Source organism: Bdellovibrio sp. HM001 (assembly GCF_055397275.1).
Window position 1 is genome coordinate 1,770,044 of record NZ_AP029174.1, and the last position, 23,158, is coordinate 1,793,201.

Consider the following 23,158-nt stretch of genomic DNA (forward strand, 5'->3'; position numbering starts at 1 on the left):
AAAAATCTCCAAAAAAGTACTACGCGCTTAAAGCGCTGGTTCAGCGACTGAGGCACCGCCCCAGTCAGCACTCCGCAGCTACTGCTGCTGGTTCAGAGGTCCGCGAGTGCGGACCTCTCTCCGCGGGTGAGCCGCGACTACTGACAAGCTTCGCAGGCTTCTGGATTTTCCAGGGAGCATGCGATCACTTCTGCGTCAGAGTAAGACTTCTTAGTTTCTTGAGCAGGAGCTGCATCCATCATGCTTTCAGAAACATTTGGATTTGCAGAGTTGCTGGAAGCTTTCACTGTCGTTTTTGCGATTTTGGTCGCAGGACGAGAGCGAAGGTAATAAGTCGTCTTCACACCTTTTTTCCATGCATACATGTACATGGAGGAAAGTTTTCCAATGGTCGGGCTTTCCTGGAACAAGTTCAAGGATTGAGCCTGGTCGATGTAAGCGCCACGATCGGCAGCCATATCAACCAAAGACTTCATCGGGATTTCCCAAACAGTGCGGTACAATTCCTTGATTTGTGGAGGAATCATCGCCACGTCCTGAATGGAACCGTCTTGCAACTTGATTTCGTTGCGAACGTCTTCGTTCCAGATGCCCATCGCTTTCAGGTCACTCACAAGGTACTTATTGATCTGCATGAATTCCCCGGAAAGGGTTTCACGTTTGAACAAGTTGGAAACCTGTGGTTCGATCGCTTCGTAACAACCCACGATAGACGCGATTGTTGCCGTTGGCGCAATCGCAATCATCAAAGAGTTTCTCAAACCGTGCTTCTTGATTTTCTCTTTCAACTTCTCAAATCGTTCTGGTTGAGAAGGTGTCACACCCCAAAGGTCGTATTGCAACAAGCCTTTAGCGGCTTTGGTCTGCTCAAAAGCACCGTGAGGACCATGTTTTTCAGCCAATTCGCAGGAAGTGACCAGCGCATTGTAGTAGATCTCTTCCTGAATTTTTGCAGAAAGATCACGGGCAGCAGCAGAGTCGAACGGAAGTTTCATCAGGAAGAATGCATCCTGAAGACCCATCACGCCCAAGCCCACGGGACGCCATTTGTGGTTGGAGTCCTGAGCTGTCTGAATAGGGTAGAAGTTGATGTCAACTACGCGGTCCAGGTATTTCACAGCCGTGCGCACAGAACGAGCCAGTTTTTCGAAGTTGAACTGACCGTTTTCCACGTGGCGAGCCAGGTTCACAGAACCCAGGTTGCACACCGCAGTTTCTTTGTCAGAGGTCACTTCAAGGATCTCTGTGCACAGGTTGGAAAGGTGGATCACATTTCCAGCTTCGCCAGTCTGGTTGGCTTTCAGGTTCGCGTGGTCTTTGAAAGTCATCCAGCCGTTACCAGTCTGAGCCAATGTTTTCATCATACGGCTGTATAGGTCGCGAGCTTTGATTTGTTTGATGTAAAGTTTCTTTTCTTCCGCTTCTGCGTAAGCTTTTTCGAACTCTTCACCGTAAGTGTCTACGAAATGAGGAACCACTTTAGGGTCGAACAAAGACCACATCGCATCAGCTTCAACGCGCTTCATGAACAAGTCTGGAACCCAGTTAGCCAGATTCAGGTTGTGCGCACGTTTTGCTTCGTCACCCGTGTTGTCGCGAAGTTCAAGGAACTCCTCGATGTCACCGTGCCAAGTTTCAAGATAAACGCAGGCAGCCCCTTTACGTTTACCACCCTGATTGACCGCCGCTACGGAGGAATCCATGGTTTTCAGCCAAGGGATGATACCGTTGGAGTGACCGTTTGTTCCTTTGATCAAAGAACCACGGGAACGAACGCGGGAGTAAGCCACACCGATACCGCCGGCGAATTTGGACAGAAGGGCGATGTCCGTGTATTTTTGGTAGATGGCAGACAAGTCATCGCTTGGAGAATCCAAAAGATAACAAGAAGACATCTGTGGACGCATAGTTCCGGAGTTGAACAAAGTCGGGGTGGACGGCATGTAATCGTGAGAGGAAATCAAACGATAGAATTCGATGGCTTCTTCCACAGATTGAGCCAAACCACAAGCCACACGCATGAAGAAGTATTGAGGAGTCTCAAACACCTGGCGAGTTGTTGGGTTTTTCAATAGATAACGATCGTAAACAGTTCTTAGACCGAAGTATTCGAAACGGTCTGTTCTGTATGGTTCAATCGCCGCGCAAAGAGCTGCTTTGTTGGCTTCAACGAATTTGAAAGTGCTCTCAGCCAGAAGACCTGCCTGGAAGCCGAAGCTTACAGAGTCTGCGAAAGATTGAATCTTTTGAGAGCGAACTTCTTCGTCAATATAAGTGGAAAGAAGGCGAGCTGCCAGACGGGAATACTCTGGATCTTCACCGATCAGCAAAGAAGCTGTCTGGATACACAGATTATCAAGCTCTTTTGTAGAGGCGCCGTCATAAAGACCGCTGATGGCCTTAGTGGCAACACGCAAAGGATCTACCTGAGTCAACCCCTGGCAGTTCTTGGTTACGCGCTCAACGATTTTCGTTACGTCCACTGGCTCCAGTGTGCCATCGCGCTTTTTAACTCTCATGATGTGAGCTGTTGTTTCCAACATGGCTGTATCCCCTCTGCCCAGTTCCGTTTGGGCAAAAAAATCCCGCCCCAAAATCTTCACCCCTCGTAAAGACTTAGGTCTGGTTAGTGCATATATAAAGTTGTGTGGTAATTTAGTGAGAACGAAGTTGCTAATCCTTAGCTGTTTCCCTTAAATCCCCCTTAGCTGCCTTTCGGCTTGCCACTAGATCTAGTGGTCTCTAATTGGTGACATATCCATATGCCGGGTATCCATCTCAATTCCGATCTTGTAATTCTTTCGGGAAGGTTTCAAGCACATTTTTAAAAATAACGCCGATTTTTCTGTGACGTTGCCCATCAAATAAGCAGAAAAACACTTCCCCTTGACTCGATCTGTCTGCACTCAAAACTAGCAAGAGGATGTAATTCTACGTCGTAAAACTTTGGTCGAGGTTTAAAACCCATGTTTTGGGCCAATAAAGCTGAAATTTACCTGTACTGATCTTACAGAATCTTAAATTGCGCGGAAACTAAGCACGGACTGCGTCTGATCTTTGCGATTTTTCGAACAAACGCCGTTGCAAAAGGATTTCGGATTCGTTCGCCGGCTGGAAATTCTGAGACTGATAAGCGCCGTGAGCGCGAAGGACGTCAATGATGTGCTGATGAGTGCCCATCTTGTTCTTCGTCCAATCAGGCGCGACCAGTTCATCCCAACGAGAAGAATAAGCCGCCAGACGGTGCAATGCCAAACGGGGGGAAAGGTGCTGCAGGAACAGTTCCACACGGCGAGTGTAGGTGTCCTTGTCGATCGGACTGAACTCGCCCTTGCGATACATCTCCTCCAGGGGAGTGTTTTTTAGAACGTGCAGGTTGTGCAGCTTCACGTTTGTAATCGGCAGGTCGTTGCAGATCTTTGCTGTCTCAATAATCTTTTCGTCGGTCTCTGTCGGGCTTCCGAATATCAAGTGAATTCCCAGATCCACTTTCGTGTTTTCTGCAATCTTATGAATGGCGGCAATAGAATCTTCCGCAGAATGCCCGCGGCGCATGAATTCCAGTTGGTCGTTGAAGAAACTCTGCACACCCAGCTCCACCGCCACAAAGGATTTTTCGTGATACTCCTGCCATAAATCCAAAACTGATTTGGAAAGACAGTCCGGGCGGGTGCCCACAGTGAAACCCTTCACCCATGGGTAAGACAGTGCCACATCAAAATTATGACGAAGGGCCGAGACTTTGGTGAAAGTGTTTGTGTAGGCCTGGAAGTAAATCAGAAAAGCCTTGGCGTTGTACTTCTTGCTGATAAGAGCGTGATACTTTTCAATCTGCGTGCGCAGCTCCATGGAAAGGCTTTCGGCATTCGCAGCAGAGCCCCAGACGTCACAAAAGACGCAGGTTTGCATGCCCTTTAAGCCCCGTCGGTTCGGACAGTCGTCCACGACGGACACCGGCACCTTATAAACCTTTTCTCCAAAGAGTTTATTGTAGTGCTCACTGATAGTATGATAGGGAAGCCCTAACCAGCCTTTTTCCATAGGCACTTGTACAGTTTTCTTCTGCGGGAAGTCAATCAAATGAAGTCATGGGTCGATATTGGGTTTGAAATTGAAATAACGGGTGACGCAAGCCCGAGTTTGCGTCTGCTTCAGTCTGTGGATGCCAGTAAGGATCGGGGTGAATCCATGCACCACTCTGGCGGCGCTTGTGCAGAAACTCTGATGATCTATGGCGAGCCCATCGCACAGGTCGTGCGAAAGATTTCAAATCCTCACTTTTTGATTGTCGGTTTGGGTTTGGGATACATTGAATTGGTCATCGCCCGGGAAGCTCTTTTGGCGGGAAAAGAACCCGAGGATATCGGGTTGATCACCAGTTATGAAAGCGTGCCGGAGCTGCGCGAGTTCTTTTATCAGTGGCTTCATGATCAGGACCAGAGTCTTCATCCCGAAGTCAGGGCAACCTACGATCAGGTGCTGGAACATGTGATTCGCGAAACTGAACTATCGCCCGGAAAGCTTAAGTTTTTCTTGAAGAAACATTTTAAAAACCTTTCGGACATCCAGACCTCCTTGAATGCCGATGTGGTTCTGCCATCAAAATACCACTGCATTCTTTATGATGCTTTCAGTTCGAAGACGTCGCCGCATTTATGGGAAGAAGAGTTTTTGAATTACATCCTGAAAACAGGGACTTTTGAACGATGTGTGGTTTCAACCTATGCCTGCAAGGGGACTTTAAAAAGAGCCCTTAAACAGCAGAATTTTGAAGTGATTCTGCGGGAAGGTTTCCAAGGTAAACGCAATTCCACGTTGGGCTTGAGAAACCTCTAAAATTTGTAACGATAGGAACGGGGAAACCCCTTGCTAAAAGTCATCAATAAATCTTTACTTAATTATGTCCTTACTTCGGAATGTGACGGCACTTTTTATTTTTTGTCCTGTTGTGGCTTTGGCAAAGCCCATCGTTCTGGCCACTTTTGCAATTCCTCTGATGGTGGAAAATCCTGACAAAGGGTTGTTCATTTCTCTCACTCGCGAAATCGCCAAGCGCAACAATCGGACCGTCGACATACGGGTTCTTCCCACTGGAAAAACGCTGCTGGCGTTCAGTAATGCGAAAGTGGATGGATTTTTTCCGGCTTTGGATGTGTATGTGCCCAAAACTTCGGCTAAATCCACGCCGTTTTATCGCAAGGTCGATTATGCCTTCTTTCGCAAGGTGTCCCCTTTGCGCACTATGAAGGATTTAGAGGGGAAAAAAGTCGGTCTGACGTTCCGCTATCCCTATGGAAAAGAATTGATCGCCAATAAAAAAATCAAATTTGAATATGCGGCGGATGATATCCAGAATATGCGCAAACTGGGGCAGGGGCAGATTGATGCTTTTGTGGTCGAGGAAAGATCCGGCCTCAGAGCTTTGCAGCTCAGTGGTGAGCGCGGTATTGATTTTGATAAAACGCAGCCCTTGTCAGAGCAGAATGTTTATTATGCATTTCATGACAATGACGAGGGGCGGAAGTTGGCAGAGATCTTTTCCAAAACCATCGAGGTCATGAAAAAAGACGGCAGCCTCGATCGGGTCCTGACCGAAGCCGCCCTCGCCCAGCCCTAGGTTACTCAACAGTTCCCAAGCGGATCTCGGCGTCAAGAACAACATAAAGCTGCATCTCTTCACCCAAGCTCCACTGCAAATCGTAGAGTTCACTTTGGCGCGGATATTTTTGTATTAAGGAATTCAGCAGCGTGCGTGCCTGATTGCGATAAAGCTGCTGTGCTGCGCGGGACTGACGGACTTGTGGTTTCAGAGTTTCAGCTCGGAATCTCCACAGATCCAACTGGAAGGACTCGTAAGGATGCAGGCCGTTCCCTAAGCGCTCTGCGATCTCAGAAAGCTTTTCCTGTGCGTCAGAGAGATCCTGGAAGGCGAGCTCACGTTGTCCAGCCATAATATTCTTAGCTGCGCGCAGGACCTTCATCCTTGCCCACATGAACTCATACGGGAATTCATAGACATCATCCTGGGCCGCCGTCAAAGAGGCTGCTTCTAAAAGTCCCAGCGTGCGATCAAGCCCTGCAATGGTTTTGTGATCCTGTTCATTGCTTAAGTAAGCTTGAACATAATATTTCATAGAGTCATACCAGGCAGGTTTTTTCGCATCTTCCCAAGCCTTCGTGGTTCCCAGAATCTGCACGGGATCTTTTTGATCCGGACCCAGAAGTCGGAAGCCAACAAAATGGGACCGATTGGTGGGGTAAGTTTCCGCGACACTCATCCACCATTCCTGACGACCGGGTAGCATCACGTGGGTGGCGGCGGTGTAGAGTTTGGTGGTGGTGCGTCCGAAGCTGCGCGGACCCACCAGTTCGTCGGTGTGACCACTGAGACGGTTGATAACCCACTGGGCATCAATGTGACCGAAATCTTCCGTCATCGTGCGCTCCACATGAGACAGGCGGGCACGGGTTTCCAGGGTTTTATTCAGGCTGTATTCATAGCCCTCTTCACTGGTTTTGCCTCCCAGGAAGTGGTTGCTTTGTCCCAGGAATTTCTTTTGAGTCCGGCGAGCCACCACAACCGTGTCACCGCTCAGCTCAATTGAGGCAGACTCATCAGTCTTGGAGTCCGAAATGAAGAAAGTCCAGGCGCCGAAGCCTTTGCGTGTTTGAATCATCGCAATAGCTTCATTCAAAGTGCGGGCTTTCATGAGGACTGAGTGCAGAAGGTAAGGTGCAATATCGGAAGAGCCACTTTCATAACTGATGCGGGTGCCTTCAGTCTGCAGTTCGTGCAGGCTGACTGAAAGACCATAGTTATTAAAGCCACTGATACCGCCAGCGTAATGAAGTCCGGCAGAACCAATGCCCACGGATGTCATTCCGTTTTTCTGGCGATTGATTACGATGACCTGTTCGGGTTCATAGAAACCCAACAGTCCGGTGTCGAAGTTGCGACCATGAATAAGAGCTCCATCCCTGGAGCTGTTCGCAGATGCACTGATCCCTGTGCAACCCATTTTGAGGGCACGAAGACCCTGCGCCAGCTTTTTGAACGGCTTAGCCAGGGTGTTGCCAATAAAATAGGGCGCGCAGGAGGCAAAGACTTTTAAGGAGCCTTTGCGCGGGTTTGTGTCGAGCTGGCGTTGCATGGAATCAGCAAAGATGGAAAACTCCACCATGTAATTGCTTTCTTCAAAATGTCTCCAGTCCACGGGGCTTCCGGCAGCCTGAAGACCACGGTGCAGATTCTTTAAGCCGTCTTTAAACTCATCAGAAACGCTGGCGCGGTAATTGTTGATGACACACTTTCGGATCAATTCGATCTTTTCTCGGCTGGATTTATCCAGATCCGAAAAAGCCCGTTCGGTTCGGACCTGGATGCCCTTAAGAACTCCGGATTCGATTTCTTTTCTCAGGAAATAGCCGTGATAGTAAGCGGTTTCTGCAAAGCCACCCTGTAAATCCAGAACATGCACAGACTTGTTTGTTCCCTGAGCCTGACAGATAAAATGCTTTTGACCTTTAAGTTGATTCTTTAAAACACAATCAGCAAAGGCACCCGTCGGCAGGGAAAAGGCCAGAAGAAGAGCGATCTTTTTCATAAAATCTCCAAAGAAAGATAAATTGAAAATCCCAGGAAACCGCAGGCTGCGACAATTTCAATTTTACGCAGGAGTTTCTTTAAGGGACCGTGAAGCTGTTTCAGGCCCCACAAAAGTCCCAGGAAGCTGAAAACAAAGGTCAGAACATAGACGCCGACACCCATCCACAGTGCCGCTGTCTTTTGTCCCGCCAGTTGCACGAACAGACCAGCATAGATCAATACCAGATGAAAGTTGCTTAAAGTCAGTAATAGACTTTTACTGAACCCCTGAGCTGGAACTTCCAGACTTTGTTGGGGGTTTGTTTTGCTTGTCAGTACTTTTACAGAGTACAGCAGCAAAACCCCTGCTGTCAGAGCTGTCAGCAAATTCTTCAGCCAGATTTCATGCAGCAACGGGCTTTGCAACAAAGCCATCGCCAGAACGATATAGATCAGATCGCCCACCAGAAATCCCGCGATCGAGGACCACGGCCACTGGCGACGGGACACCAGACTGCGAATAATGCTGAAGCTGGCAGGTCCCAGGGCGAAGGCAGAAAGGAATCCGACGATGATCATCCAAAGAATCATTGAACAGCCCCGGCTTGTTCCAAATGAAGGCTCATAAAGTTCAGGTATTCTTCGGCCGTTTCAAACGTGGTTTTCATTTTGAACTGGCCACGGCCACGGTTCTTTTCGAAATATTTTTGCAGGTAATCCGCACTCATCAGGTGAACTTGGGCCGGCCCCAAAACCCCCACTTCGCGGCAATCATGATAATCGCCGTTTTGTTTTTTCATTTCCTCGTCCAAAGCCTGTGCCAGAACTTCCGGATTCACCTCGGTTTTGGCAGGAACAAACAAAGTCCAAAGGTAAGAGGCCTTGCCATCTTTCATCTGCGGGGACAGGAAGAAGTGTCTGAGATCCACGTTGGTGGCATTTTTTGTGTTTAGATAGCAGTCCAGGATCTCGTCATCGCTGACTTTTTCAGCTGCCAGATTCATTCCAGTGCTTTTGCGGCCGACAAATTCAAACACCAGATCGTCATTGTGACGTTCAAAACTGATCACGTCTTTCATGGAATAGTGGATCATGCCGTTGGGAGTCCCGATATTGATGTAATAAGGAACACCCATTTCAATTTCATGCAAACCCAGATTCTTTTTTGCGCCTTCCACCGGAGTGAAGGAATAAAGCAGATCCGGATTCAGGAAATATCTTTGGCGGCCATTTTGATATTTTTCATAAGGCAGACCGATGGCCGCTTCGGTCGCGGCATAAAGACCATAGTAACTCAGTTCGTGTCCCACCAGGCGGTCGATACGTTCCTTGTATTGTTTGATCGGAGTCGCAGCATAGACAAAGACCTTCAAATTCGGCCAGATCTCACGGATTGTCTTTTTACCGGTCTTCTGTAAAACCGCCTCGAAGATGCTGATAATATAAGTTGGGATTCCGCTCACCACCTGAATGTCCTGCTGGATGGATTCGGAAACCAGCATTTCAATCTTTTTGTCCCAGTTGGAAATAGCCAGAACCTCCCGGCAAGGGAAGGTGTTCTTGGCCAAAGCCTTTGGAACGCGGGTGCTCAGAATCCCGGAAATGTAACCAAATTTGAAGCCGTTTTGAGAATACAGATAAGGATCAGAACCGAAAGTCAAACGGCCGACTTTCAGGAAGTTGATTTCAGGTTCCAGCGTGCTCAGTTTGCTGGCCACACGCTTCTGGGATTTTACAAACATGCGGATCATGCGTTCATTATAAGGAACGCGTTTGGAGTCTTTACCGGACGTCCCAGAGGACAGGCCAAAGTATTCAACCTTGTCTTTGAAAAGAATGTCATTGTGGCCCGCCGCGATCATGTCAACATAAGGGGCGTATTCGTCATAATTATATACAGGGACATGGTTTACGAACTCTTCATAGGATTGGATGTGGGATAGGCGCAGATCTTTATAAAGGCGGGTGCCGACAAGTCCCCGTTTCAGGCTGGCGAAATTCTTCTCTTGCTTGGTGAGAAGGTCTTGATGTGTGACGGTCATTCTTTGACCGTAGGTCTTCAGATACTTTTGGCCCAGAGACTGAACAACATGATTTACTGCGAACATAAAAAACTCCTTCTTTGGAATGAGGGCAATTTATTTCGGTTTAGGGTGCTTGTCGCTTCCTCGCGTTGACAGGAATGGGCTAAATCTGTCGAATATGAGGGCTTCCATTGACAGGTTTTGGTCTTTTTTGTCAAAATTACCAAATGGCAACTCAATCGAAGGAAGAAATCTATTTCGCTGTTTGTAATGCGATCCTGAAAATGGAGGTCGCCAAGGGGCATCTGGCATGGACTCTGTCGGACATTTCCCGAGAATCCAATGTCACCCGGTCCTTGATTTACTACTATTTTGGTAAAGAAAAGGAAGTGGTGCTGGAAGAGGCCTACAAGTTCGTTATTTCCCACGTCTTTAATATCGAACGTACAAAGTCGGTCGGCATTCGCGACCGCTTGCGTGCGATATTAAGAGACGTCAAGAACATGCCTTATCTGTTTGTTCTTTATTATCTGGAAAAAAATGCCGGGACCCGCTTCGGAAAAATGATTCATGAGGCGGAGGCGCTCTTATTGAAAGCCATGAAAAATGAGTTTCCGGATCTGCAGGAAAGGCAGCTTTTGGAGGTCTATTTGAAAGAACTCGGTGCGGTGGCCTTTCAGCTTCCGCCCGAGCAGGTGGATAACTTGTTTGAGGACTACATCAAAAAGCCGACTTAGTCTTCGGACAAGGCTTTGGGCGTAAAACGAGCAGCGGTCAGCCCCTGATCCAGTTTTACTTGAGAAAGCATGATGACGGTGCCGCGTTTGTTTTGCACGTTCTTGATGCTGATTTTGGAAGCCCGCATTTTTGTTCCGCCGACATTTTTGTATCCTGTAAAATCCAGGACCTTTAATAATTTTCCTTGTTTGTCGAAACACTCCACTTTCACCGGGACAAAGTCCGTGGCGGAAACATAGCTGACGATTTTTGAATAGTTGCTGGATGTGCTGGCGACATCAGACTCGATCAAAAGATATTTCTTTCCTTTGATGTCGAGTTCCTTTTTTACAGAACTTTGGGCGCTTTGGTCGCGATTGAAATCAAAATCCTCGGTGCTGAGTTCGGACCCCAGGATGCCACCCTGACCGGATTCACCTGTCAGCCGGCGTGTTTGTTTGGTTGAAGGCAAATAGATCCATTTATCCTCTTGCTCACCCTTCAGAGTCGCCAGCAGGGCGGTGCCTTTCAGGTCCTGGGGCTTTTGCATGCGCACCAGCAGGTAGTGTTCTTTTTTTGCCGGACTCAAGCGCCAGATCTTCATTTCACGATCTTTGCTGGACCCATCTGCTTCGATGATTTTCATTTTCACCAAAAACTGTTCATCACGCGAACGCAGGCGTTGGCTCATGGATTCGCCGACTTTTTCTATGGTGGGCATCTGGGCCTGTGTGCGCGTCGGAGTCAGTGTGATCATGAGGGCAAAGAAGATCATTGCGACTGTTGCCATGGTTTTCTCCTTTTTCCAAGGTACCGGGGTCAAGAGCCAAGGGCAACTTTTCAGCATTGTCGGAAGAAGAATCAAATCGCCCACAAGTCCTGCGAGCATTGACAATAGCATGTAGAAGCCAAAGATTCGGTTCATGGCAAAATAAGATGCCAGGAAGACTGAAAACCCAGCCAGAAGGACCAGTGTTGAAATCAGACAAGGGTTGCCCTCGCGCCACAGGGTCTTTTCAATTTCCAGCTCTTTGCTTTTGGAGTTCTTCTGAAGGGCGCGCAGACGTTCCAGCAAATAAACAGTGTTGTTAAATGCCAGCCCCAGAGCGATTGAAAAGATGATCGCGATACTGGGTTTGATGGGCGTTTCAGAGATCGCCAAGAAACCTAAGAGGGCGGCGGGAGGCACCAGATTCGGAATGCAGGCCACCAAGGCCCAGCGCACCGAACGAAAGACAAAAATAAGAACGACAGCAATCGCCAGCATCGAATGCCAGAAGCCAAAGATCAGCTGTCTGGAAAGATCGTTGTTCAGGTGGTGGATTGTGGATCCCATGCCTGTGACCTCAACTTGCATCTGAGGGAAGGTGGTGGTGGCCTTTTCCTTGATTGTCTGCACAAGCGATTGAAGTTGATTTGAAGGCAAGTCAAAGGTTCTTACTGAGATTCGGGTGTTGGATGAGTCCGTATTCAGGAAGTTTTTTAAGGGACTGTTGCTGGACAGCGAGTACAGGAAGAAGATTTCCGCCGTTTGCGATCTGCTGGCTGGCAGACGTGTGTGGTGAATGTTGGCCGCAGCCACCAGATCAGGCAAGCCGACGACACTGCCCACACCTTGCGTTTGACGGATGTCCTCTAGAAGCTGGTCCATCTTGGCCAGCAGTGCGGGATCGTTCCACGAATCTGCAGGACCCTTGATTTCAATATCTAAAGGAATCATGCCCCCCAGTTCCCGATCAATCGTTTCGGTGGAAAGTCGCACCTGATGATTCTTGGGAAGATCATCAAACAGACGGGCAGACCAGGACAGGCTTTGTCCTTTGATTGCCAGTGCGGAGCACACCAGAATAATTAAAAATGCCCAGATGCCGGAGCGACGGAAGAGATACAGCCCCCAACGCGCTTTGGCCCAGGCCCAGTCCCGGGCCTGCGGTCCAGGCAGGAAATAAAGCAAGGGGAACAAGGTCAGTGTTGTGACAATCCATCCAATCACAATCGCACCAGCAGCGGTCAGGCCGTAATCCCGGATCAGGGGAACCTTTGTGGCCAGCAGACTGAGGAAGCCGATCATAGTGGTGGTGGAGGCGAAAAAGTTAGGCCCGAGCAATACCCTGAAGGTATAGACGACGCGTTCCTGATGACTGAGTTGCGGCTGATTTTTTTGTTCTTCTGAGTATCTAAGCAGAGTGTGAATGATCAAAGAGACCACATCCACAGTGGTCAGAATCGGTATCGTGGTGGATAGAACCGAAAATGGATAGCCGGCCAGCGCCATCACAGCAAGGACAATGATATTGGCGCAAACTATGACGATGAAAGATATAATCAGCGGTGTCCAGTTGGCAAAGATCAGGCCCAAAACCAGAAAGCAGGACAGAAAACCCAGAACCACAAAGTTACGAAGCTCTGTCTGGAGTAAAACCCCGACGTCAGTCTGCACGGCGGGTGTGCCGCCGATCTCAACATGAGCAAAGGGGACTGCCGCCGCGGCGGTGACCTCGAGATTCTGGCGCAGAGCCAGCAGTTCCTGCGTGTGCAGAGGTTTGATGTTGACTATCACCGAGGCTGTTCTGGCGTCCTGTGAAATCAAGGTGGGCGAGATCAGGGGATTTTTAAGAGTTTCCTGACGCCACTGATTTTCGGGCAGATTTTTCAGCAGGGGGCCGACACTAAGACCATCGCTGTTGCTGATGGCCCCTTGTACTGTTGCCAGGCTGAGCGTGTTTTTCACGCCAGGATAATTGACCAGAAGATTGGTCAGAGACTCCAGACTGCGGATCTTTTCCTTATTAAACCAGGTTTCGGAATCGGCCGTGATTCGAGCCGTGATGATGAATGGCTGTGAATCAGACAGTTGGAAGAGTTGTTTGGTGTGATCATCTCTTTCCAGCAGGGGATTATCCTTGGGAAGAAATTGTTTTAAACTGTACTGCGTTTGTAAACGGGGAAGCGCGAACAGACCAAGGATGGTGATCAGAAAAACAAAAAGAAGAGTGGAAATGCAGAGAGTTTTGACGGAAAATTTGGAAAATAGTTTGGCGATTTTCATATTCTTCATTGAACTGTCTTCTTTCGATTCTGCTGGTAAAAGTTCCTTTAGATTTTTCTGTTGTAGCCGTAACTTAAGAACATGATGTCAGTCGAGATGAGGAAACGAAGTTCTATGATGACAAGAAAACTATCGGTCGCGCTACTCACATTCTTTACTACTATACCCGCATTTTCCGCTGCAGTTGTGGAATCAGAGTTTGAGTTGAAACTACCTAGACAGTTTCAACAAAGTTTGATTGAAGAAAAGTGGAAAAGCCTCATGACTGAAAAGTTTCAGGCGAAATGGCAATTTCCTGATCAGCATCTGGTCAGTCAGGATATCCCGGTGGATATAAAAGGTCTTTCATTACAAATGAAAACCCAGTTGCAAAAGCCCGCCCTGGGCTCGGGGCAGAGCACACTGACTCTGACCTCCAGGGATCTTTCTGCGCAGTTATATATTGCTGAGATTTCGGTGGATCACGTCATCGAAAGAAATGTGGGGGGTGTCATCGGCCGGTTCCGGGTTCAGGCTTCCTGCAAAGACATTGTGCTGAATTTAAGAAAGAATCAGGGTAAGTTTGAAATTAATCTTTCACCTCAGGTGTCCGGAACGCAGGCAGGTGCTTCGGTGAACGCAGTGGATCTGTCCTGGAGCCCCGGAAGTTGGGAGTACAGTAGTGAATTCCTGTGTCAGGGCGCTCAGGGATTTGATTCCATCTTAAGAGACGAAGTCGATAAGATAGCCAATGATTCAGTCCGTTTTGTTGAGCCTCAGAGGGATCTGCTGAAGAAATATGTGCAGGACTATTTGCAGAATGTCGTGCTGGATTTCTCGTCGCCCCGCAAGCTGGTTGTGGCCCGACCTGATATTGACGTGACAATGAAGGTTCAGGAATTCACGGATCTGGGAGAGGACGGTTTGCGCGCCAAAGGTGTTCTTGAAATCACCTTTGCCCGGGCGGCTGAGGCCCCACGCACAGTTTTGAAACTTAGTGGACCGTCAGAAAAGACAGCTTCGGAAATGGCGTCTTTGCGTCTTCCGAAAGAATTTATTAAAACAGTTCTGGCTCAGGCTTACCGTGCCAATACCTGGCTGCATCAGGTGAGCTCCGGTCAGTTGCCTGGTTTTTCCACGGTGATGAATTCGCGCTTTGTGCAGTTCTTCGTGTGGCCGGCCTTGATGAGTTTTTCCAAATCCGCGAAGTTTCAGTTTGATGTCTATTCAAATAAAGATGTGAGCATCTCGGGGCAGCGCCTGCAATATCAGGTGAAGAATCAGCTGTATGCCCGTATGCAGGCACCTAAATCCGGTAAGTATGTTCCGTTCATGAACTTCTCTTTGCCCTTTACGTCTTTGATAGATGTGAAGGTGAGTGAGGGGGTTGCGCAGGCGAAGTTTGTGAATCCGAGTCTGGGGATGGTGGCGTCGTTTGATGACTCTTATGTGGCAAGATACCACCCTTCAACCAGATTTTCGACGTCAACAATCCGAGATCGGATCGTCGGTGGTTTGTGGGGACAGACGGTTCGTATGACGATCCCAAAAATTCCTTTGGCGGAAGGCCTGGGGTTAAACGTAAAAAAACTGCTGACGACAGATTCTTCAGATCTGGTGTTGCAGCTGACGCCTTAAAAAGAGCGGCTCAGTGAAATTGAATACGAGCTGTTCTTGCCATACACTCCCAAAGGTGTATCGTCAGAGCCTTGGATAAAGCTTGCTGTGCCGCTAAGAACCCACGCGTCCAGAAAACGGCGACTCAGGCTGTATTCCTGATAAGTGCTTCCGTGAATGCTGTCGTAAAGTCCCAGGAAGTTGGCGCTCCAGACTTCTTTCCAGCTCAGGCGCCCGCCCGCCATATAGGCACTGCGGAAGATTTCCGAGACAGACAGATTTGAATCGTTCTTTTTTTCGGTGTTCAAAAAGGAATACTGGAGGATCGCAATCAGCATGCCGCTGTCACCGAAAGTAAAAGTTCTTTCCAGACCCAGGACATTTTCATTGGTCCATTTTTGCAGGTTGGGGTTGTCTTCCAGAGTTTCAGTATAGCTGCCGACTGCTTTAAATAAAAAATTCATCTGATTGCTGACAAAAGAAATTCCGCCCTGGCGAATGCGATAATTATAGCTGTTCAAAGTCACGTCCGGGTCCACACGGATGACTGTTTTTGGTGACACCTGCACGATAGCGCCTGTGACTTCCGGGACAATCAGGGGGAAGCCTGCGGCGCCTTCATAGGCGCTGAGTGAAAAATCAATGAACTCGCCCCGACGTTGCAGGCGAAACGCATAGTTGTTTTCAGCTGAGGTTCCCAGGTTCTTGCGTGCGCGCGAGTGATAGCGAAGATTTTCCGGCAGCAAAAGGATCAGGTCATTGTCTGCGGTTTGTGGCAGGAAGATCTCACGCGGAAGCCAGCGGCTGTTATCGCCCGGTAAAAGAGAGCCTTGATTCAGCGGAATGAAAACCACTTCATAGTCCCAGCTTCCCAGGGTCTGAGAGTAAACCAGCGACAAAAGCCCCAGCTTGCGACTGTGCAGGGGGTCGAAGTACTGTCTGGGATTAAGAATGTCCAGTGGGTTGTAACCATCCGTCACGCCCCAGGAAAAGATATTGTAGCCGGCTTGCAGGGATAAGTTTTCCCGCTGATAGCGAACAAAGGTTTCGCCAGGATCAAAGAAGGTCTGTTCCTCGGTGGATTTATTGTTGGGATTGGCGACAAAAAGAGGTTTGAATGTGAAGCGGATCGAGTCCAGATATTTCCAGCGATAGATCGGATTCAGATCCAGCCGATAAAGATCATCGTTGGTGTCTTCTCCGTAGGACTGCGGGAAATAGACGGCCTCGATCCTGCTGTCCAGATGCAGGCTCCACTCGGTCTTGCGAGCCGCAAACGAGTTGGTCGCTGACAGCAGAAGTATTAAGGAAAGATAAAAGGCAAGAGATGGCATTCTTCATAGCACATCACATTTGCCTTTAAATCGCCACGTCAGGACTGATGTTAGATTGCAGGGGACTTAAACGGTGGCAAACTTGCGAACATATTCGATGATGGAACTTTTAAATTCTTCCGGCAGTCCCACAAAGCGCAGGCCGGCGTATCCGTCATTGCCAACATAGACAACTTCACAGGTGGTGTTGATTGTCACAAAAAGATTGGGGCTGGTCAGAGTGCCCTTAAAGCGTTCGCCGATTTGCAGGTTCTGGGCGTCGTTGACCCCCAGCCCCCCTTCACTGATGGAGATAACCCGACAACTGAATTCCCCCTTAGGGCTTTCACAAGCCAGGGTGCCGATCATAGGAACCCGCGGATGAGAGCGCCGACTGATTCCCAGATCGTCAACAATACGTGGGATGGAATAGATCTCTTTCCAAACTTTGGAGTTGTCCGTGCAGATGTCCACCGCAGAATAATCGCGAAGTTTTTTAAGAGTCGCAATCAGATCCGAATATTTCATGGGCGGCTGTTCTTTGCCTTCGATGCGGATTTTCCAAAGACCTGGGGGTTCATTCGAAGCCGTGGTGATCTGGCTTTGTTCTTTAAGTGATTGGCGCCACTTCGAAGGTGTCATCCATTCTGACTGACCTCGTCCCCAAATCTGGGCTTCTGGTGCAGTGCTCAGGCGGGACTCGATCTCTGCGTGATCGAAGGGGCCGGTGACCTGTCCTTCAGTCAGAATAAACCAGATTTTCGGATTCATGGTAGTGCTCCTCAGCTTCAGTCTTGTGTTTTATTACAGCGAAAGGTATATGACTTTGTCTAGGAGAATTACTCATGAAATATATCATCGCCGGAACAGACCGTCCGGATTCAAATACGCTGAAAGTCTCTAAGATCATCCAGTCTATCTATAAGGATTTGAATGAGGATGTTGAGATTATCAACTTGCAAGAAATTAAGCAGCATCTGCATGATGATGTTCAGTATGGCAAACCGACCGAAGCACTGAAGCCTTATCTGGAAAAAGTCCTGGCTTCTGATGGTCTGATTGTCGTGTGTCCTGAGTACAATGGCTCTATGCCGGGCATCTTGAAATACTTCATTGATCACTTGAAGTTTCCGGAGTCTTTTGAATATCGCCCCGTTTGCTTCGTGGGTCTAGGGGGACTGTTCGGAGCTCTTCGCCCTGTCGAGCATTTGCAAGGGGTTTTCGGATACCGCAATGCCTTCGTTTTCCCTGAGCGTGTCTTCATGATGAATGTCTTTAAGATCATCAATGCCCAAGGGCAGTTGACGGATGAATTTATGAAGTCACTGCTGGTCAAGCAAGCGCAAGGATTCCAGAAATTCGCTCAAGCCTTGAAAGCGTACGGGCTGGATGCGAATTCGGTTATTGAGAAAAAGAAGTCGACGTAGGTTGACGGTTGTCCGCCAAGCGATTCTGCACGCGGCCCTCAAAATAGATCAATCCAAGGATTAAGAGGGCTGCCAGAAACCATTTCGATCGAAAAAGAGCATTCCGTACCATCCCTTAATGATGGCAAATAGCTTAATTTAAAGGCAACTGAAGAACCTGTAATTGAGCGGTCCCGCGTCATATTTTCATTGGGGGTGCTGACAACTGGAGTCTTCTTCTCTAGACTAAGCGCCAGTTCTTCAATTTTAGACGGGGTCTTTTCTATCGAAAATCCAGGTCATCAAAATAAAAATGCCAATATTTTAATGCTCTCTTTAGGAGCCCTTGGGGTGGTCTTTGGAGACATTGGAACAAGTCCACTTTATGCCATGCGAGAGTGCTTTGGAGAATACGGCCTTGCGCCGACTCCGGAAAACGTCATCGGTATTTTGTCTTTGATCTTCTGGACGCTGGTTCTTGCGATCTGTATCAAATACATGGCTTTCGTCATGAGAGCAGACAACAAAGGGGAAGGAGGAATTCTTTCCCTGATGGCACTGGCCGTGCGCAGTCAGCACGCCAAAGATATCTCCCGCCGCCGATGGGTGATGACGATTATTGGTTTGTTTGGGGCGGCTCTTCTTTATGGTGATGGCATGATCACCCCTGCGATCTCGGTTCTGTCGGCCATGGAAGGTCTCACCTTAGTGGCGCCACAGTTCAGCCCCTACGTTATCCCTCTGACAGTTTTTGTGATGAATGCCCTGTTCCTGATGCAGAAGTATGGTACTGCGCGAATTGGCGTCATCTTTGGTCCCATCCTTTTGGTGTGGTTTACAGTCCTGGGATTGCTGGGCATTCGTGGTATGGCGGAAAATCTGCACATCTTCGAGGCTCTTCTTCCGCATCACGGGATTGAGTTCATGATCAATAACGGCACCGCTGGCTTCCTGGTGCTGGGTTCAGTCTTCCTGGTTGTGACCGGAGGAGAGGCCTTGTACGCGGATATGGGGCACTTTGGAAAAAGGCCCATCCGTCTGGCATGGTTCTTTGTGGCTTTGCCCGCGCTGGTATTGAATTACTTCGGACAAGGGGCGTTGCTGCTGAATAATCCGGAGGCTGTTTCCAATCCGTTCTACATGCTGGCTCCAAAGTGGGCGCTGCTTCCGATGGTCATGCTTTCCACGATGGCGACCGTGATCGCGTCTCAGGCATTGATTACAGGGGTGTTCTCAATCACTCGTCAGGCCATTCAATTGGGTTTCTGTCCACGTGTGAACATCATTCACACCTCCAGTCAGGAAATCGGGCAGATCTATGTTCCGATTGTGAACTGGTCCTTGTTCATCGGTGTAATCTGGCTGGTCTTGACGTTTAAAACTTCCAGCAATCTGGCGGCGGCTTACGGTATTGCTGTCACCGGCGCGACCACGATCACAACTATTTTGGCCTTTGAAGTGGCTCGTCAAAAATGGAAGTGGAGTCTTCTGAAGTCCACTGCAATCTTTGGAACTTTCCTGGTGATGGATCTGGCTTTCTTTGGCGCGAATCTGCATAAGATTCCACATGGGGGCTGGGTGCCACTGCTGATTGGGGCTGTGATTTATCTGTTGATGACGACCTGGCAGAAGGGACGTCAGATCCTGTTCCGTCGTCTGAAAGAGCGCTCCATGCCGATCGAGGACTTCTGTCAGAAGTTGTTGCGTGAACCTCCTTTGCGAGCCCCGGGGACGGCGATTTATATGGCGGGGGATCCTTGGGGGGTGCCTGCACCGCTATTACATAATCTAAAGCACAACAAAGTCTTGCACCAGCGTGTGGCGATTCTGACGATTCAGACAAAAGAGGTCCCTTTTGTTTCCAAGCGGGATCGGATCTCGATTCAAGAGGTGATTCCAAATATTTATCGCATCATCGCGAATTATGGCTTTATGGAAATCCCGAAGATGAAGCACATCCTGGAAGCCTGTCGTCAGCGGGATATCAACTTCAACGTCAACGAGACAACTTTCGTTTTGGGACGTGAAACCATCATCGCGGAAAAAGGTCCAAACCGTCCGGGTGAAGGTGGTATGGCGCATTGGCGTGAGCGCTTGTTTGCAATTATGTCCAAAAATGCTCAACGGCCGACAGCCTTCTTCCGTATTCCGCCCAATCAGGTGATCGAAGTGGGTATTCAGGTCGAAATTTAAGGTTCCAAGAGCAGACGAAGAATCTGCTCTTTTTCCCTCAGTCCGTCCTCGTAGCCAATCTCCAGAAGTCGTTCTGAATAGGATTTTTCAAACAGAAGAAAACTGGCAATCTCACTGGCTTCCTGCAAAGTTCCCAGGCCGCGCAAAAGATAGCGAATCATCGGAGGCAAGGACTGGGTTTTGTCTGAAGCAACTTCTGATAGATCACGTGAAGGTGAGATCCACAGATGTTCAATCTTGCGAACCGGGATCAATCCCAACTCCTTGGCTGTCAGATTGGTCAGGCTGGTGTTGATACGCTCCAGTCGCTCGATATCCACTTCCAGTCCATCCATCATGACAGCGTTAAGCATAACACTTAAAACCCGAGCAACCGAGGGGGGCTCTGAAGTGTTAACCCTCTGTGAGGCATAACAGACATCCTGTTTCTTGCGAACACCAATGGCTAGCAGCTTATCAGCGCCCAGGTAAATCGCTGGTGCACAAGGGGAATGATTGCGTATGCTGCCGTCCCCAAAAAAATGTCCATTGACGGTGACCGGGGGAAACAGCAGTGGAATGGCGGCCGAAGCCAGAACATGCTCGGTGGTAAGAGAACTGTTAATCCCCACTTTGCGAACACGCCGCCAAAGGGGAGCCTGTTCCAGACTTTGGACGAAGCTGACCGTCGAGGTCGTGAAGTAGTCCAGAGCCGACACACAGACGGCCCGAAACTTTTTTCTTTCGATATTCTTCTGAATATTCTCAAAATTACAATTGTCGGAAATGAGTTTTCGCAAAGGTGTGGTTTCCAGCAGCGAACGATGAGGAGGGGAATTTCTTAAGCCCCCCAGAGACAATGCTAAAAGCCAGTGCAGCCCGCCCTTAGAGAGAGACAGCGGTTCGGTGATAAAGATCTGCTCAGAGGATATCTGCCGCCAGAGTTCAGTCAGTTGTCGGGTGCTTTCATCAAATTGATCATTCGATTGGGTTGTCAGGAAGGCCGCATTGATCGCGCCGGCACTGATGCCGGTGTAGAGCTGAAAAGGGTTGGTAATGCCCTCTTGTCGACAGATATCCGCGATGGCATTTAATACGCCCACTTGAAAGGCGCCGCGCGCTCCGCCACCAGAAAGAACCAGCCCCAGAGATGTCATGAGTCTCTTCCTCTTTTAAGGGGAGAATAAGCCGGACGCCGGGCGTTTATAAGACTTTTTCTGGACTTGTAGAAAAATACAGAAGCGAGATACTAAGCATGAACGAGGTCACAGTAGTCTTTCTCAGATTACTGATCCCACTGAAGGGAAACCTGCCTCGTAAAAGGGAGTCCGAGCGACTCCCTTCTTTATTTATGCAGAGCCTAATACCTAGCACGTCTAAATATTCTGCGGGTCTTTATATTTTCAATTCATTTTCAACTTCGCCAATCAAAGTCTTGGTTTCCGGATCTTGGTGTTAATCTTCTTTTCTGTGTTGATCTCTGTTACATTTTACGGGAAAGTTTTGATGGTTGACAGTGATGTTAAACAACGGGAATTGCGAAGGAGAAAATTGCAATGTTTAAGACTGTTTTTGCGGCTCTGATGATGGTGGCCGCGGTTCAAGTGCAAGCAGCAGAAGTTTACAAAATTGATACCAAAGCAAGCACAGTGGCTTGGAAGGGTACAAAGAAAATGGGCGATGCGCACGTGGGTGGCATCTCTGTTAAAGAAGGTGAAGTGACTGTTAATAAAGGTCAACTGACTGCGGGGAACGTAGTTGTTGATATGACGACGATCACAAATTCCGACGTGAAGGATCCAGGTTACAACAAAAAACTTGTGGGTCACTTGTCCACGGAAGATTTCTTCAATGCCGGCAAGTTCCCAACGTCTACTTTCAAAATCACTTCTGTAGCGCCATCTAAAACTAAAGGCGAAGTGATTGTAAAAGGTGATTTCACGATGATCGGTGCGACTCATCCTATCGAGTTCCCGGCAAAAGTGACAGTTGATAAAGGTGTTGCAACAGGTGAAGCCGTTGTGAAAATCGACCGCACCAAATGGGGCTTGAAATACGGCTCAGGCAACTTCTTCAAAGAACTTGCTGGTGACAAGATCATCAACGACGAATTCGAACTTACTTTGAAGCTTGTGGCGAAGAAATAAGTCCGAAGATTCAGAAGAAAACAAACGAAGGCACCCTCGCAGAGAGGGTGCTTTTTTTTTGTCTAATGAGTGTGCAAAGCCTGGCTAAAAATGTTACCCGACCTGGATGTGTTTTGAAATGAGACGCGTTTCAGGGTGAGATTCTTCACAGGTAACAATGGCTTAGCAAAGAGCCGAAGTGGTCAGTTCCTTGCATTTTAAGAAGACGAGCAAGGAGCTGACTATGCAAAAATCCAACTTCTTTTTTGCCCTTTTGTTGCTGGGATCTTTGGCGCTGACGGCGTGTGCGAAGAAAGATTCTGAGTTTGCAGCTCGCTATGCAAAGAACCGTATGGGAGCCACAGTTGTGGATGGCGTGAAAACTCAGCAAGCGGCGGAACAGGCCGCCGCGCAGGGGCTTGAAGCCGACATCGTGGGTGTAAAACGCTATTGGACTCCGGAAGGTCAACCCGGCCCGCGCGTCGTAATGGCGACGATCCTGATCAATAACACGGAGTTCCCGGTAACCAGTCATCACTATGGCACTGAAACCGTTAACGGAAGCGTGACGGTGGATGGATATAACATCAGTTACGAGGCGATGTGTGGTGATACGAATTGCAATCCCTATTATGCTTCGATGAAAGTTTACAGCAACGGTCGCCTGGTGATTCAGGAAGGTGTGCGGATTTACTTTGAGCGCAGCAGTGCAGCCCACACGGATCTTTATCAGTGGCTGTCTCCGGGGCAGGAGCTTCCCTTCATGGGCTCAGATGTCCAAGACGCGCGGGGTATGGTTGGTTATTTGAATCAGTACGGCGCCAACAGCGGATCGGGTGTTATTCAATAAGCACTTTGTTTGATTTAATTTACGGAACACGAGAGGAAGGGGTTTGCATGGATCTCTTCCTTTTTTCTATTTGTATCTGTTCGTTCAAAAGTTCGGAAAGTAGAGTGTGTCGGGCCTTGATTTGATAATCGATTTTTACCAGGGAACTGGCAAGATTGCTGAACAAACGCTCAATTTCAGAATCTGTTTCCAGTCTTCCTTCCTCTTCTTTGATCTCTTCAATCAATCGATCTATTATAAAGAGAGCTCCGTTGAGCGAAACTCCGATCTCATGAAGAAAAGCTCTTTCGCGATCCAGCTCCGCAGGTTCAGCCATAAAA

The 23,158-nt window shown here is 48.6% G+C and carries 18 protein-coding genes; 8 read left to right on the plus strand and 10 right to left on the minus strand.

The genetic code is table 11. The annotated features are described in order from the left end of the window. Nucleotides 1–137: 137 nt before the first annotated feature. Both ACZ5ZZ_RS08500 and mnmL read right to left on the minus strand, forming a co-directional pair. Nucleotides 138–2,543, minus strand: a complete 2,406-nt coding sequence (locus ACZ5ZZ_RS08500; protein WP_464135108.1) for a ribonucleoside-diphosphate reductase subunit alpha — start codon at nucleotides 2,541–2,543, stop codon at nucleotides 138–140. A gap of 490 nt (nucleotides 2,544–3,033) precedes the next feature. Continuing rightward, nucleotides 3,034–4,041, minus strand: coding sequence for a tRNA modification radical SAM protein MnmL/YtqA (gene mnmL / locus ACZ5ZZ_RS08505; RefSeq protein WP_464135109.1), 1,008 nt, complete (start codon nucleotides 4,039–4,041; stop codon nucleotides 3,034–3,036). Between the two features lie 39 nt (nucleotides 4,042–4,080). On the opposite strand from mnmL, the gene ACZ5ZZ_RS08510 reads away from it, so the two are divergent. Together ACZ5ZZ_RS08510 and ACZ5ZZ_RS08515 are read left to right on the plus strand one after the other, a co-directional pair. Continuing rightward, on the plus strand, nucleotides 4,081–4,836 hold the full coding sequence (locus ACZ5ZZ_RS08510; RefSeq protein WP_464135112.1) for an MnmC family methyltransferase: 756 nt from the start codon (nucleotides 4,081–4,083) through the stop codon (nucleotides 4,834–4,836). A 64-nt stretch (nucleotides 4,837–4,900) separates the two neighbouring features. Then, on the plus strand, nucleotides 4,901–5,617 hold the full coding sequence (locus ACZ5ZZ_RS08515; RefSeq protein WP_464142280.1) for a substrate-binding periplasmic protein: 717 nt from the start codon (nucleotides 4,901–4,903) through the stop codon (nucleotides 5,615–5,617). Between the two features lies 1 nt (nucleotide 5,618). Here ACZ5ZZ_RS08515 and ACZ5ZZ_RS08520 read toward each other — a convergent pair whose 3' ends face one another. Genes ACZ5ZZ_RS08520 through ACZ5ZZ_RS08530 form a run of 3 tightly spaced genes read right to left on the minus strand, consistent with a single transcriptional unit; the run spans nucleotide 5,619 to nucleotide 9,693 of the window. Then, nucleotides 5,619–7,604 carry a C45 family autoproteolytic acyltransferase/hydolase gene (locus tag ACZ5ZZ_RS08520; protein WP_464142281.1) on the minus strand — a complete coding sequence of 662 codons (1,986 nt, stop codon included), beginning with the start codon at nucleotides 7,602–7,604 and terminating at the stop codon, nucleotides 5,619–5,621. After that, nucleotides 7,601–8,176 (minus strand): LysE family transporter, encoded by a 576-nt coding sequence (locus ACZ5ZZ_RS08525; protein ID WP_464142283.1) that lies wholly within the window; start codon nucleotides 8,174–8,176, stop codon nucleotides 7,601–7,603. Before ACZ5ZZ_RS08525 ends, ACZ5ZZ_RS08520 begins: the two co-directional genes overlap by 4 nt. Next, nucleotides 8,173–9,693 carry a GH3 family acyl-acid amido synthetase gene (locus ACZ5ZZ_RS08530; protein ID WP_464142285.1) on the minus strand — a complete coding sequence of 507 codons (1,521 nt, stop codon included), beginning with the start codon at nucleotides 9,691–9,693 and terminating at the stop codon, nucleotides 8,173–8,175. Before ACZ5ZZ_RS08530 ends, ACZ5ZZ_RS08525 begins: the two co-directional genes overlap by 4 nt. Before the next feature lie 143 nt (nucleotides 9,694–9,836). On the opposite strand from ACZ5ZZ_RS08530, the gene ACZ5ZZ_RS08535 reads away from it, so the two are divergent. Continuing rightward, nucleotides 9,837–10,346: a TetR/AcrR family transcriptional regulator gene (locus ACZ5ZZ_RS08535; protein ID WP_464121208.1), complete on the plus strand. Its 510-nt coding sequence runs from the start codon at nucleotides 9,837–9,839 to the stop codon at nucleotides 10,344–10,346. On the opposite strand, the gene ACZ5ZZ_RS08540 is transcribed toward ACZ5ZZ_RS08535, so the two are convergent. Continuing rightward, the gene (locus ACZ5ZZ_RS08540; RefSeq protein ID WP_464142287.1) at nucleotides 10,343–13,384 is read right to left on the minus strand and encodes an outer membrane lipoprotein-sorting protein; all 3,042 of its coding nucleotides are present in this window, start codon (nucleotides 13,382–13,384) and stop codon (nucleotides 10,343–10,345) included. The genes ACZ5ZZ_RS08535 and ACZ5ZZ_RS08540 overlap by 4 nt on opposite strands. Before the next feature lie 252 nt (nucleotides 13,385–13,636). On the opposite strand from ACZ5ZZ_RS08540, the gene ACZ5ZZ_RS08545 reads away from it, so the two are divergent. After that, nucleotides 13,637–14,992 (plus strand): hypothetical protein, encoded by a 1,356-nt coding sequence (locus ACZ5ZZ_RS08545; RefSeq protein ID WP_464142289.1) that lies wholly within the window; start codon nucleotides 13,637–13,639, stop codon nucleotides 14,990–14,992. On the opposite strand, the gene ACZ5ZZ_RS08550 is transcribed toward ACZ5ZZ_RS08545, so the two are convergent. After that, entirely contained in the window at nucleotides 14,989–16,305 is a 1,317-nt protein-coding gene (locus ACZ5ZZ_RS08550) for a hypothetical protein (protein WP_464142291.1), read from the minus strand. The two genes, ACZ5ZZ_RS08545 and ACZ5ZZ_RS08550, sit on opposite strands and share 4 nt — an antisense overlap. Nucleotides 16,306–16,371: 66 nt before the next feature. Then, entirely contained in the window at nucleotides 16,372–17,055 is a 684-nt protein-coding gene (locus tag ACZ5ZZ_RS08555) for a PilZ domain-containing protein (RefSeq protein ID WP_464142293.1), read from the minus strand. A 74-nt stretch (nucleotides 17,056–17,129) separates the two neighbouring features. Between ACZ5ZZ_RS08555 and ACZ5ZZ_RS08560 the strand changes: the two genes are divergently transcribed. Further along, a complete protein-coding gene (locus ACZ5ZZ_RS08560; RefSeq protein ID WP_464142295.1) occupies nucleotides 17,130–17,711 on the plus strand; it encodes an NADPH-dependent FMN reductase in 582 nt (193 codons plus the stop codon). Between the two features lie 306 nt (nucleotides 17,712–18,017). Beyond that, nucleotides 18,018–19,883: a potassium transporter Kup gene (locus ACZ5ZZ_RS08565; RefSeq protein WP_464142297.1), complete on the plus strand. Its 1,866-nt coding sequence runs from the start codon at nucleotides 18,018–18,020 to the stop codon at nucleotides 19,881–19,883. Here ACZ5ZZ_RS08565 and ACZ5ZZ_RS08570 read toward each other — a convergent pair. Then, nucleotides 19,880–21,019: a patatin-like phospholipase family protein gene (locus tag ACZ5ZZ_RS08570; RefSeq protein ID WP_464135133.1), complete on the minus strand. Its 1,140-nt coding sequence runs from the start codon at nucleotides 21,017–21,019 to the stop codon at nucleotides 19,880–19,882. The two genes, ACZ5ZZ_RS08565 and ACZ5ZZ_RS08570, sit on opposite strands and share 4 nt — an antisense overlap. A 399-nt stretch (nucleotides 21,020–21,418) precedes the next feature. Here ACZ5ZZ_RS08570 and ACZ5ZZ_RS08575 point away from each other — a divergent pair, with 399 nt between their 5' ends. Both ACZ5ZZ_RS08575 and ACZ5ZZ_RS08580 read left to right on the plus strand, forming a co-directional pair. After that, the gene (locus ACZ5ZZ_RS08575) at nucleotides 21,419–22,009 is read left to right on the plus strand and encodes a YceI family protein (protein WP_464135134.1); all 591 of its coding nucleotides are present in this window, start codon (nucleotides 21,419–21,421) and stop codon (nucleotides 22,007–22,009) included. A 223-nt stretch (nucleotides 22,010–22,232) separates the two neighbouring features. Further along, complete coding sequence (locus ACZ5ZZ_RS08580; protein WP_464135136.1) at nucleotides 22,233–22,838, plus strand: hypothetical protein; 606 nt, start codon at nucleotides 22,233–22,235, stop codon at nucleotides 22,836–22,838. 19 nt (nucleotides 22,839–22,857) lie between these two features. On the opposite strand, the gene ACZ5ZZ_RS08585 is transcribed toward ACZ5ZZ_RS08580, so the two are convergent. Beyond that, nucleotides 22,858–23,154 (minus strand): hypothetical protein, encoded by a 297-nt coding sequence (locus tag ACZ5ZZ_RS08585; protein WP_464135138.1) that lies wholly within the window; start codon nucleotides 23,152–23,154, stop codon nucleotides 22,858–22,860. Between the last annotated feature and the right edge of the window lie 4 nt (nucleotides 23,155–23,158).

Excerpts from the sequence above, each read along its gene's own strand:
- ACZ5ZZ_RS08545 (WP_464142289.1), top strand. The coding sequence starts at position 13,637 with ATGACTGAAAAGTTTCAGGCGAAATGGCAATTTCCTGATCAGCATCTG.
- ACZ5ZZ_RS08540 (WP_464142287.1), bottom strand. The coding sequence starts at position 13,384 with ATGAAGAATATGAAAATCGCCAAACTATTTTCCAAATTTTCCGTCAAA.
- ACZ5ZZ_RS08555 (WP_464142293.1), bottom strand. The coding sequence starts at position 17,055 with ATGAATCCGAAAATCTGGTTTATTCTGACTGAAGGACAGGTCACCGGC.
- mnmL (WP_464135109.1), bottom strand. The coding sequence starts at position 4,041 with ATGGAAAAAGGCTGGTTAGGGCTTCCCTATCATACTATCAGTGAGCAC.
- ACZ5ZZ_RS08570 (WP_464135133.1), bottom strand. The coding sequence starts at position 21,019 with ATGACATCTCTGGGGCTGGTTCTTTCTGGTGGCGGAGCGCGCGGCGCC.
- ACZ5ZZ_RS08575 (WP_464135134.1), top strand. The coding sequence starts at position 21,419 with ATGTTTAAGACTGTTTTTGCGGCTCTGATGATGGTGGCCGCGGTTCAA.
- ACZ5ZZ_RS08530 (WP_464142285.1), bottom strand. The coding sequence starts at position 9,693 with ATGTTCGCAGTAAATCATGTTGTTCAGTCTCTGGGCCAAAAGTATCTG.
- ACZ5ZZ_RS08535 (WP_464121208.1), top strand. The coding sequence starts at position 9,837 with ATGGCAACTCAATCGAAGGAAGAAATCTATTTCGCTGTTTGTAATGCG.
- ACZ5ZZ_RS08550 (WP_464142291.1), bottom strand. The coding sequence starts at position 16,305 with ATGCCATCTCTTGCCTTTTATCTTTCCTTAATACTTCTGCTGTCAGCG.
- ACZ5ZZ_RS08525 (WP_464142283.1), bottom strand. The coding sequence starts at position 8,176 with ATGATTCTTTGGATGATCATCGTCGGATTCCTTTCTGCCTTCGCCCTG.
- ACZ5ZZ_RS08510 (WP_464135112.1), top strand. The coding sequence starts at position 4,081 with ATGAAGTCATGGGTCGATATTGGGTTTGAAATTGAAATAACGGGTGAC.
- ACZ5ZZ_RS08560 (WP_464142295.1), top strand. The coding sequence starts at position 17,130 with ATGAAATATATCATCGCCGGAACAGACCGTCCGGATTCAAATACGCTG.
- ACZ5ZZ_RS08500 (WP_464135108.1), bottom strand. The coding sequence starts at position 2,543 with ATGTTGGAAACAACAGCTCACATCATGAGAGTTAAAAAGCGCGATGGC.
- ACZ5ZZ_RS08585 (WP_464135138.1), bottom strand. The coding sequence starts at position 23,154 with ATGGCTGAACCTGCGGAGCTGGATCGCGAAAGAGCTTTTCTTCATGAG.
- ACZ5ZZ_RS08515 (WP_464142280.1), top strand. The coding sequence starts at position 4,901 with ATGTCCTTACTTCGGAATGTGACGGCACTTTTTATTTTTTGTCCTGTT.
- ACZ5ZZ_RS08565 (WP_464142297.1), top strand. The coding sequence starts at position 18,018 with ATGCTCTCTTTAGGAGCCCTTGGGGTGGTCTTTGGAGACATTGGAACA.
- ACZ5ZZ_RS08580 (WP_464135136.1), top strand. The coding sequence starts at position 22,233 with ATGCAAAAATCCAACTTCTTTTTTGCCCTTTTGTTGCTGGGATCTTTG.
- ACZ5ZZ_RS08520 (WP_464142281.1), bottom strand. The coding sequence starts at position 7,604 with ATGAAAAAGATCGCTCTTCTTCTGGCCTTTTCCCTGCCGACGGGTGCC.